At 60.9% G+C, this 9,402-nt stretch carries 12 protein-coding genes; 8 read left to right on the top strand and 4 right to left on the bottom strand.

Features of this window, described 5'->3' with window-relative positions:
• Positions 1-131 precede the first annotated feature (131 nt).
• The 7 genes from AC6LJ9_RS29565 (at position 132) to AC6LJ9_RS29535 (ending at position 4,509) form a co-directional block, all read left to right on the top strand.
• A complete protein-coding gene (locus tag AC6LJ9_RS29565) occupies positions 132-707 on the top strand; it encodes a cysteine hydrolase family protein (RefSeq protein WP_498150319.1) in 576 nt (191 codons plus the stop codon).
• Between the two features lie 43 nt (positions 708-750).
• Entirely contained in the window at positions 751-1,452 is a 702-nt protein-coding gene (locus tag AC6LJ9_RS29560; RefSeq protein WP_498150318.1) for a hypothetical protein, read from the top strand.
• Between the two features lie 87 nt (positions 1,453-1,539).
• Complete coding sequence (locus AC6LJ9_RS29555) at positions 1,540-2,076, top strand: DUF4189 domain-containing protein (RefSeq protein WP_498150317.1); 537 nt, start codon at positions 1,540-1,542, stop codon at positions 2,074-2,076.
• A gap of 131 nt (positions 2,077-2,207) precedes the next feature.
• Positions 2,208-2,582, top strand: a complete 375-nt coding sequence (locus AC6LJ9_RS29550) for a glutaredoxin family protein (protein WP_212317887.1) — start codon at positions 2,208-2,210, stop codon at positions 2,580-2,582.
• A 15-nt stretch (positions 2,583-2,597) separates the two neighbouring features.
• The gene (locus AC6LJ9_RS29545; protein ID WP_498150316.1) at positions 2,598-3,023 is read left to right on the top strand and encodes a hypothetical protein; all 426 of its coding nucleotides are present in this window, start codon (positions 2,598-2,600) and stop codon (positions 3,021-3,023) included.
• A gap of 184 nt (positions 3,024-3,207) precedes the next feature.
• Positions 3,208-3,648 (top strand): GNAT family N-acetyltransferase, encoded by a 441-nt coding sequence (locus AC6LJ9_RS29540; protein ID WP_498150315.1) that lies wholly within the window; start codon positions 3,208-3,210, stop codon positions 3,646-3,648.
• A 669-nt stretch (positions 3,649-4,317) separates the two neighbouring features.
• Positions 4,318-4,509: a hypothetical protein gene (locus tag AC6LJ9_RS29535; protein WP_498150314.1), complete on the top strand. Its 192-nt coding sequence runs from the start codon at positions 4,318-4,320 to the stop codon at positions 4,507-4,509.
• Positions 4,510-4,575: 66 nt separating this feature from the next.
• Here the strand turns inward: AC6LJ9_RS29535 and AC6LJ9_RS29530 are convergent, their stop codons facing one another.
• From AC6LJ9_RS29530 to AC6LJ9_RS29520, 3 genes are all read right to left on the bottom strand, one after another.
• Complete coding sequence (locus AC6LJ9_RS29530; RefSeq protein WP_498150313.1) at positions 4,576-5,190, bottom strand: ABC transporter ATP-binding protein; 615 nt, start codon at positions 5,188-5,190, stop codon at positions 4,576-4,578.
• A 104-nt stretch (positions 5,191-5,294) separates the two neighbouring features.
• On the bottom strand, positions 5,295-5,903 hold the full coding sequence (locus AC6LJ9_RS29525) for a DUF4291 domain-containing protein (RefSeq protein WP_498150312.1): 609 nt from the start codon (positions 5,901-5,903) through the stop codon (positions 5,295-5,297).
• Between the two features lie 52 nt (positions 5,904-5,955).
• Complete coding sequence (locus AC6LJ9_RS29520) at positions 5,956-6,435, bottom strand: hypothetical protein (RefSeq protein WP_212317897.1); 480 nt, start codon at positions 6,433-6,435, stop codon at positions 5,956-5,958.
• A 351-nt stretch (positions 6,436-6,786) separates the two neighbouring features.
• Between AC6LJ9_RS29520 and AC6LJ9_RS29515 the strand changes: the two genes are divergently transcribed.
• Complete coding sequence (locus AC6LJ9_RS29515; protein WP_498150311.1) at positions 6,787-7,875, top strand: Fic family protein; 1,089 nt, start codon at positions 6,787-6,789, stop codon at positions 7,873-7,875.
• Between the two features lie 65 nt (positions 7,876-7,940).
• Here the strand turns inward: AC6LJ9_RS29515 and AC6LJ9_RS29510 are convergent, their stop codons facing one another.
• Entirely contained in the window at positions 7,941-8,966 is a 1,026-nt protein-coding gene (locus AC6LJ9_RS29510) for a Fic family protein (protein ID WP_498150310.1), read from the bottom strand.
• Positions 8,967-9,402 lie beyond the last annotated feature (436 nt).

The raw sequence follows: 9,402 nt of genomic DNA, 5'->3' as shown, positions 1-9,402 counted from the left end.
CAGGCTCAAGGCCGCGCCGGCCGACACGCAAGACGGGATGGGCATCACCCGCGATGCCCATCCCGTTGTTGCATCCACCCCGTCAAAACGCCGTGCTACAGTCGGCCGTCCTTCCTGTTGCGGAGCGGAGCATGAGCCCCCAGACCCCGGTTTTCGATCCGTCGCGTACTGCCTTGCTGGTCATGCATTACCAGACCGACATCATGGAATTGTTCCCGTCGGTCGCCCCCGCCTTGCTCGCCAATACCCGGCAGCTGTGCGACGCCGCGCGGCACGCGGGCGTGGCCGTCTATTTCGCCAAGATCCACTTCAGCCCCGGCTATCCGGAAGTCAGCCCCCTGAACAAGAACGGGCAGGGCATCAAGCAGCTGGGCCGGTTCGTGCACGACCGCATCTCGCCCGAGCTGGGCCAGCGCGACGACGAACCGCTGATCATCGCCCACCGCGCCAGCGTGTTCTACGGCACCGACCTGCAAGTGCGGCTGTCGGCACAAGGCATCGACACGCTGATCCTGGTCGGCGTCGCATCCACTGGCGTCATGCTGTCCACCATCGCGCACGCCAGCGACGCGGACTACCGGCTGTATAGCGTCAAGGACTGCTGCTACGACCCGGACGCGGTGGTGCATGAACACCTGTTCACCACCGCCTTCGAATCGCGCACCACGGTGCTGTCGCTGGCGGACGCCCTGGCGCTGCTGCGCTGACGGCGCCCGGCCCGCGCGCACCGCAAGCCCGCCGGAGACACGCATGGAGACCCTCGAAGGCCAGACCTTCCTGATGAGCTACGACAAGGGCGGCTCGCACTTCCACGACCTGCACCTGCGCGACTGCACCTTCGACAACGGCGCGCTGTCGATGGTGAAGCATCCCAAGCGCATGTCGCGCGTGCGCAACCTGCGCCTGAGCCAGTGCAGCGCCATCAACTCGATGATCAAGCCCTGCATCTTCGAGGACGTGCTGGTCGAAGACCTGTCCACCAATCCGATCCTGCTGGTGTGGGCCTCGTTCTTTCGCCGCGTCACGCTGCGCGGCAAGATCGGCAAGATCAATCTCAACCTCGTGCCCGAAGCCTTCTGCATGGACGCCGCCATCCTCGACCAGTTCGCGCAGGCGCGCGCCGCGTTCTATGCCGAGACCGACTGGGCGCTGGACATCAGCGAGGCCAAGCTGCTGGGGCTGCGCTGCGAGGGCGTGCCGCTGCATCTGATCCGGCGCGATCCGCAGACGCAGGTCATCCTGGACAAGCAGGGCCGGTATCGCGGGCAACAGGTGCTGGACCAGAGCTTCGCGCAGGCGTTTCCCGTGACGGACAGCGTGCTGCGCGGTTTCGATGAATCGGACACGCAGTCCATGCTGCTGACCGCCTCGCTGGGCGCGCCGAAAGCGCGGCGCGAGCAAGAGAAGGGCGCGATTGCCGAGCTGAGACGGCTGGGTTTCGTGGAAGAATGAACGTCCTGCGTGGCCCGGCCTGCCAGCATCTGGCCAGCCGGGCGCGCAGCATTCCGATTGAAGTACGCGACACCTGCGAGGCGACACATGCGTGCGTTGAAACTGCCTTTCCTGCTGGCGATGCTGCACCTCGGCGTCCCCGGCCTGGCTCAAGCCGAACAAGGCTGCCCCGACGGCTTCATGCCCAACGCCGCCGGCACGCCAGGCCAGCAGTGCGTGCCCATCCCTGGCCAAACGCGTCCCCAGGGCGGCACCGGCGCGCAAAGCGCGCCCGACCAACCACGCTGGACCACGCGCTGGGGCGCGATCGCCTACGACCCGCCCTCGGGCTCCGTCGGCATCGCCGCCGACAAGACCAGCAAAGCCAAGGCCGAACAGGCCGCGCTGGAACATTGCGCGTCCAAGGGCGGCAAAAGCTGCGAGACCAACATCACCTACTACAACCAATGCGTGGCGGTGGTGTACGGCCCTTCGCCCACGGGCGCCGGCGTGCTGATGAACTCCGCCAGCGCCGAGACCAAGGAACTGGCCCAATCACTGGCCATCGAGACGTGCGAGAAAGGCACGGGCACGAGCTGCAAGACCTTCCATACCGGCTGCAGCTACCCGGTGCGGTTTCAATGACGCACCGGCTTTGAATCTTGAACATGACGCGACACGGCGTGACGACCGGCTTGCCTGATGGCCTCCGCGATATTGGAATACCCCGCGCGGGGTAGACTGGCTGCCTGTCCACCCGTTCCGAGTCCACCTCCATGCTAGTCAAAGCCATACATGCCGGCCTGGCTCAAATCATCCTGCTGGGCGACGCCCTCACGCGGCCGCGCCCGCAACAGCGCTCGGCGCAAGGCCAGGCCACGGTCAACGCCGAAGCCGCCCAGCTATCGCTGTATCAATTCCACGCCTGCCCCTTCTGCGTCAAGACGCGGCGCGCCATGCGCAGGCTGAACGTGCCCATCACGCTGCACGACGCCAAGCGCGATCCCGAAGCGCGCGCACGGCTGCTGGCGGGCGGCGGCAAGGTGAAGGTGCCGTGCCTGCGCATCGACGACGCGCAAGGCACGCGCTGGATGTACGAATCCAATGACATCATCGCCTACCTCGAACAACGCTTCGCCGGCGTGGCCTGACGGGAGTTCACGGGCATGATGCGCCGCGCTCGCCTGTTCCTCATCACCCTGGGCGCCGCGATCACGCTGGCCGGCTGCGACGACTCGTCGCTGGACCCTGCGCCGCCGGGCTCGAAACTCAACGCCGAGACCCTCGCCACGCGCGACACGCCGCCTGAGCTGCAGTTCAAGGGCCCGCTGGCGGGGCAGCCCGTGCATCTGCTGATGCACAAGTGCAAGGTGTACAAGGTCGAACCGGGCGCGGGTGAGAACGTGAAGTGGACGCTGGTGCTGGAGGGCGACACGTCTCTGCTGCCGACCATCTGCGTTCAGCAATCGCTGACCGAAAGCAAGGGCGTGGTGACCGCGTTTATTGGAAGGCAGGCGTTTGGAGCGGGAGGGTGTTGCACGGGGATACCGGAGTATCGGTCCAGGGATGGGGTGAATTGGAAGCCGCGTTGAGTGTGGGCTTAGTGTTCACGGGAACCCCAGAGACAGGCCGGCTCCTGCCACTCGGCTATTGAATCGATATCGGCGCGCTGCGCGTTGTGCCGTCTTTTTGGCCTGCGTCAACGACGGCTGTCCGTGCTGCGGACCTGCGCGAGCCAGCTTCTTCCGTCTTTGTGATTAGCAATAAGGCAACAACATGCAGGTCATCGTGCGAGATTTTGTAGAAGCCGACCGGGAAGCTCTGCGCCGGCTATTTGTTGTGTCCCGCGACGCCGCTTTCTCGTGGGCTGCCATTGGCATCCATAAGCTTGAAGACTTTGATGTGAGCACCGCAGGTGAGAGGATTCTGGTGGCAGAGCATTCGTACCATCCCATCGGCTTTGCGTCTGTATGGCAGGATGACAGCTTCCTGCACAACCTATTTGTTCATCCTCGGTATCAGGGACTCGGTGTAGGAACGATGCTGTTGGCGGGCTGCGACAAGTACTTTTCCGGCACACCGACACTGAAATGCCTCAAGGCCAATGAGCGCGCCAAGCGGTTCTATCAGTCTCAGGGGTGGCGAGTACGTAGTGAAGCCGACGGACCGGAAGGCCCGTATTTCCTTATGGAGGCCGACCCGCGCCAGCAGGTCTAGCCCCAGTCTTCGACTCCGAGTTTTCACCTAATGCCGCGCAGTTTTTCCATAGCACATCCGCGTGGGCGAATCGATTGCGAACTATCCAAGCCGCACTACATGCGCTCTATCGAATAGACGTCGATCTCGCAAGGCCATCCTCCCATATGTCCGCATCCCATGTAGCCGGACTCTGCGTGCAGGCTGCCATGGGCAATTCCAAGGACTCTTACTCGTTTCCTGTTCCATCGCGAAAGCACACGTTCATTCGGTCGGAGACTGCCCGTCCCGCCGAACGCGAGCCAGACGCTGGAAGGATAGAGAGCCAGCCCAGACCCGTGGCCCGGCTCACGTTGCTCCGCTTTAGGGAAATGAGAGATCGACTGGTCTTCGAAATCGAATGTCAGCAGCCCCACGACAGCGACTGGCTTGGTGTGAAACTCTGAAATGCGATCAACTAGCTCGTTTACAGATAATGTCTCGTAATCCATCAACAATGTCCCGGTTGCCCGCTAACAATCGTAGCTATAGGTCGTGACCTGAAAACTGGGCTCAACACGAAGCCGAAATCCGTATGGCGCGGGGTGACTATTGTCGTACCGACCAGCAAACAAGTTCGCTGCCGCGAACTCGATATATTTCCCGCGCTTGTCGTCCACAATCCGCGCCCGGACAATTCATAAGATTCAGATGTATGACTGGCTCGTTGAAACCCTGGCATCGCAGCGCCAGTTCAACGTCACCCTGCATCGGCCAGATGGTCAGGGTCAGATGCAATGGACCTTGATCCAACGTGTAGCGATACGAAATGGCGTGGTCCTCTTCGACAGGGACTACGCCAAGTACATCGAGAAAATCGAGGGGTTCCCACGCAAAGGCTGACATGCGGAATCTGGTCGCGTTGTGGCGGCTAAGGCAATTGCATGGCCGGAAAACAGATCATTGCGGCTAACGCAGCGCCGCCACATCGACGGTTCTTGCCTCGCAAGCCTGCACCAGTTCGGGATCATGACTGGCAAACAGCACAACGCGATCCTTGCCCCACGCCATGAATAGCTCGGCCAGCACTGCGCGACCCCGAGCATCGAAACCATTGCTGGGCCCATCCGCAATGACCACCGCCGGATCCCCCAACGCCGCCGCCGTCACAAACACCTTCCGCCGAGTCCCCGTCGACATCTGCTCAAAGCGCTTGTCCAGATGCGGCTCCAGCCCCAGGTCATAGGCCAGCTCCAACGTGGCTTCATCCAGCGCCACGTTCTTCTCCGCCGCCACCTTCTCCAGCAAGCCGCGCCCCGTCATCTCGGGAAACAGCAAGCAGTTGTCCGGCACATAGGCCAGACGCGCCTTGGCCTGCGCCGGCGCGTGGAGCATCGAGTGGCCGTCGATCCACACATCCCCGCTATCCGGCGCGATCACGCCCGCGATGATGTTCAGCAGGCTGGATTTGCCGGTACTGTCTTCTTCGCATAGCGCCACGCAGCCGGGGGTGAAGGTATGGGTCAGGCCCTGGAAGACGAGGTAGTCGCCGTAGCGTTTGCTGAGGTTTTCGATTCGTAGCATGGCGGAAAGTGTACGCAGGAACGCGCGTAGCGGCCAGTTTCCCCGGCGTGGGGACAACCGCCTGACGCCGTGTGATTCAGGCCCGAGCCGGCCCGGCGCCTTCGCTATCCGCGACCAACGGACGGAAGGACATAGGGCTGCTCTTCAGGAACCAGCAATCCGCTGAAATCCCGCGCGGCATATTCTCGCTGTTGTGCCACGAAGTCGGTGATGTCCTCGATCGACAGCACCTCGTCCCGCGCATAGCGTTTCAGCATCTCGCCGCGCAATCCCAACTGGATGGCGCGACGCTCGATGACGGCGCCGGTCGGATCATGGTCGGGGTCCCACTGGAGCCGGACTTCGGACTGCTCCACGCGATCGCGCCATTCCTGCTGGGTCGCGCAACCCGAGGCGGCAAAGCTGGAGGCGACGGCGGCGCGCAGCAGTTCATCGAAGAAGGTTCTGGGCAATCGGACAGCAAGGATGCGCTCCTGTCCTTCTTTCGTCGCCCATCCCGAGCGGAACATCATCCACAGGAAATTGGGCTTGATCCAGCTCATGCGCGAGAAGCTGAATTCACCGCCGAGCTGCTGATGCTTCACGGCATGCGCAGCGATCGCGGGACGATAGGCCTGGTACACATAGATGGAGGTGGCGTCGTACTGCGCCATGATGTGCTGGCCCGATGCGAGCCATTGATGGATTTGCTCTAGATACGGTTTTGTTTTCATTTTTTTAATTAGTGAGCAAGGTGGATAAAGGACCGATCCCGGCCCTTGGAGGCTAGCGCGGCAGCAGTTCCTCGCGAGTCAGGTATTTGCCGTATTCGTTGACCCCAAGTAGCGTGAAGCCGAAGCCCTCGACCAGGGCCATCAAAGGACCCACGCCGCCGTAGGGGTAGCCGTGCGGATCGATCTGCAATTCGGCGATGGAATCGTCTAGGCGTTCCAGGCCCAGCACGGTGTAGTCACCCGAATGGATGCTGTCCACCAGGCTGTAGAAATCCCATTTCGCGGAGAGCTGTTCTGCGGGTTCTGGAATCCATTTGGGGCAGGACTCGCGCTGATGCTTCAGGTCGGCCAGGGTCAGTTCGTCCGGCCAGTCGAAGTTGTTTCCAAGCTCAATGGGAATGGCGGAAAACCAGTCGGACAGGTCGCGGTGAATCTGCGCTTCCTTGTCGTGCTTCAGCGTTTTGTACAGGAGACGCAAGGCTTCCAGATGCGCGGCATTGCCGTATTCGAAGCGGACGCCGAACTGTTCCATTGTGGATAGGTCTGGCGGCTGGGTGGCAGGGGTAGCGGTCCTGACCGCAGTCAAACTCGATTTATTTTTTCTTATCATTGTGGTCGCATTTAACGCTGCCACCACGCTCCCGGTCAACCGCCATGGCTGAATCGCGTGGCGCTGTCGCGACAGTCAAAAGTGCATCACAACGGGCCTGGGTTGTGCGATCGCGCACGGCCGGGGGACATTGATACCGCGCACGTCTCCGGAAGGTTGGACCTCCAATCAGCTCAAAATCAGACCGTTTCGATTCATGCAAGATCAAGACTGGTCTAGTTGATGAGCTGATTGCTGCTAGATTGCGCAAGTTCGACCTGCCCTGAGTACGCCATGACCATCCGCGAAGACAGACTCCAGATACTGCGGCAACCGCTGCTCTCGCGCACGCCGGTGGGCTATCAGCGCCGCTTCGTGGATGATTACGTTCCGCACCAGAGTTCCCTGTTGCCACCCGCTCTGGCTCAGGCCTTGGCCGACGAAGGCGGCATGCCGGGCCAGCATCCTGCCGGCACTTACGCGCGCCGTGTCCTGAAGCCGTTATTGCTGGACCTATCCTGGTCATCCTCACGGTTGGAAGGTAACCGGTATTCGCTGTTGGCCACGCAAGAGCTCTTCAAGCGCGGCACGGCAGACAATGACCTGGACGCGATCATGCTGCTCAATCACAAGGCCGCCATCGAGTTCATGGTCGATGCCGTGCCCCTGCACGGCCTGACCTCTGCTGTCATTGGCAATCTGCACACGCTCCTGATGCAGCACCTGTTGGCCCACACCGACGGTCTGGGTCATGTCCGTCGCACCGTGGTCAACATCCGCGACACGACCTACATCCCTATCCAGGCGCCCGCGCTGCTGCAGGAAATGCTCGATCGCATCGTAGAAAAGGCGCGGCTGATCAAGAATCCCGTGGAAGCGGCGTTCTTTCTCTGGGTGAATCTGGCCTACCTGCAGCCCTTCGAGGACGGCAACATGCGCACCAGCCGCTTGTCGGCCAACATTCCGCTGATGCTCTACAACTGCGCGCCGCTGTCCTTCCTGGATGTGGAGGCGCAGGACTATGCCTACGCCATGATGGGCGTCTACGAGCGCGGCGATGTCGCGCTCGCGGTGGATCTGTTTACCTGGTCTTACCGGCGCTCAATTCGTAAATACACCGTTCAGCTCGATGCGGCGGGTGTGCCGGATCCCGTGCGGCTGCGGTTTCGAGTGAAACTGAATGAAGCGATCAGCCGGGTAGTGCGTGCACGGCAGACCGCCGATGCGGCGTTGGCGGCGCTGGCCTTGTCTGAAGACGATGCACGCGTGTTTCGTCCGATGTTGGCGGAAGAGTTGCGGGTGCTGGATCTGTACAACTGCGCGCGGTATCGATTGGCGATGGAGCAGGTGCAGGAATGGATCGAGGCGGGGCGACCACAGTAGGGAAATTTGCATCACGCAGCACGATCAACAACGGCCTGCCGTGGTGTTTATCACTGTCCTACGCGTCACAGGGCTTGCCCATAAAGCGCCGGAAAGAGAATGGGCTGCGCAAAGATCGGGAAGGCAAAGCGTACCGGCGCGTGGGATGAGCTCGACTCTACCAGGCCGGACTTCACAAGATCCGACAGCAGCTGCCGGCCCGTGCGTTCCCCCAGGCCTGTCATCTGGATGAACTCGCCGCGCGTCGCTGGACCTGCCGCGAACAGGTGATACAGCGGCAGAATCGCTTCCGCTCGAAATCGCTTCTTGCTGCCATGCGCTTCCGCGTGAACCAAGGCCGTGATCCTGCTCTTCATCTCGTCCAGATTCAGCGTGTCGGCCATGTACTGCACCTGATCTTCACAGATATCCAGAAAGTAATTGATCCAGGCCACCAAGCCCCGCTCGGTGAGATTGCCTCGGCCATCCAACGGCCCTTGGCGCCGCGCATCGGCAGACGCAAGGCTGCTGTAGTAGCTCTGTGCATCACGCGCCAGACCTCGGTTCACCGACCAGAGACCATCGGTGATCGGCAGCATGGCAACGTGCGTCTGCAAACGCGTGGCACGGCCATTCCCGTCAATGAATGGATGCATCCACGCCATGCGCTGATGCGCGCAGGCAATGTTGATCAGCTCGACGTCGCGGGACCGCGCTCCCGCGTATTGCGCGGTGAATGCCTCCATGAACTTGGGCAATGACTGCCATGTCGGCGGGACATGATGCCCAACCTTGACATCGATAGTCCGCAAGGCGCCGGGCACAAGGACCTGCTTGTCCTTGGACATTCGATCGTCGGGCCCGAGGCGGCCATACAGCGCCTTATGTGCCCTCTGAACAAAGCTTGCATTGAGCGGACTGATTAGTTCCGTGCTCTCCTCCAGCTCCTTTTCAGCCTCAATGTGCGCCAGCGCGATGCGCTGCAGTTGAGCGACTTCCGGTGTGGACGAAAACTCTTGTCTCAGGGCATCGTCGATATGCTTAGGCGACGTACTTTGCCCCTCGATTTTGTTGCTGTAGTAGGAATTCATCTGCCGCAGCAATTCACGCAACGTCCCTCGTGTCACAGAGTGCGCGCATCCGCCCAGGCGAGCAGAGCGATTGACTATGTCTGCCGCCCGTTCGACAAGTGGCGGCATCAGATGGGAGCCAGGTAGCAAGGGCAGAAATTGGTGAGGGGAATCGTACATGAAAATTTGCCGCTTTTTTTGCCGGTAGTTTTTTCCTTAACACGTTGAAGTTTAACTATTTTTTCTCAAAATCGACAAATTTCCCAAGATAGATTTTCCGCTTTTTCTGCCGCTCCCTGTCATCCCTCATATGCCAGACTTGACCGCCCCTTACGGAAACACTCGCTAATGCCAAGCGGAGGCGACACCGGTAACGAGCTTATTGCCTAGCTGGATAGATAAGAATAGGATCCTATTTTTTCTTTACTTTCTCAGATTTTTGTGATAGCCTGGCAGGCCAAGCCGAGGAGCAGCGCCC

The organism is Achromobacter sp. 1011811831, from assembly GCF_059760905.1.
The sequence above is the reverse complement of the archived record's forward strand: the minus strand, read 5'-3'. Positions and strand labels throughout refer to the sequence as shown.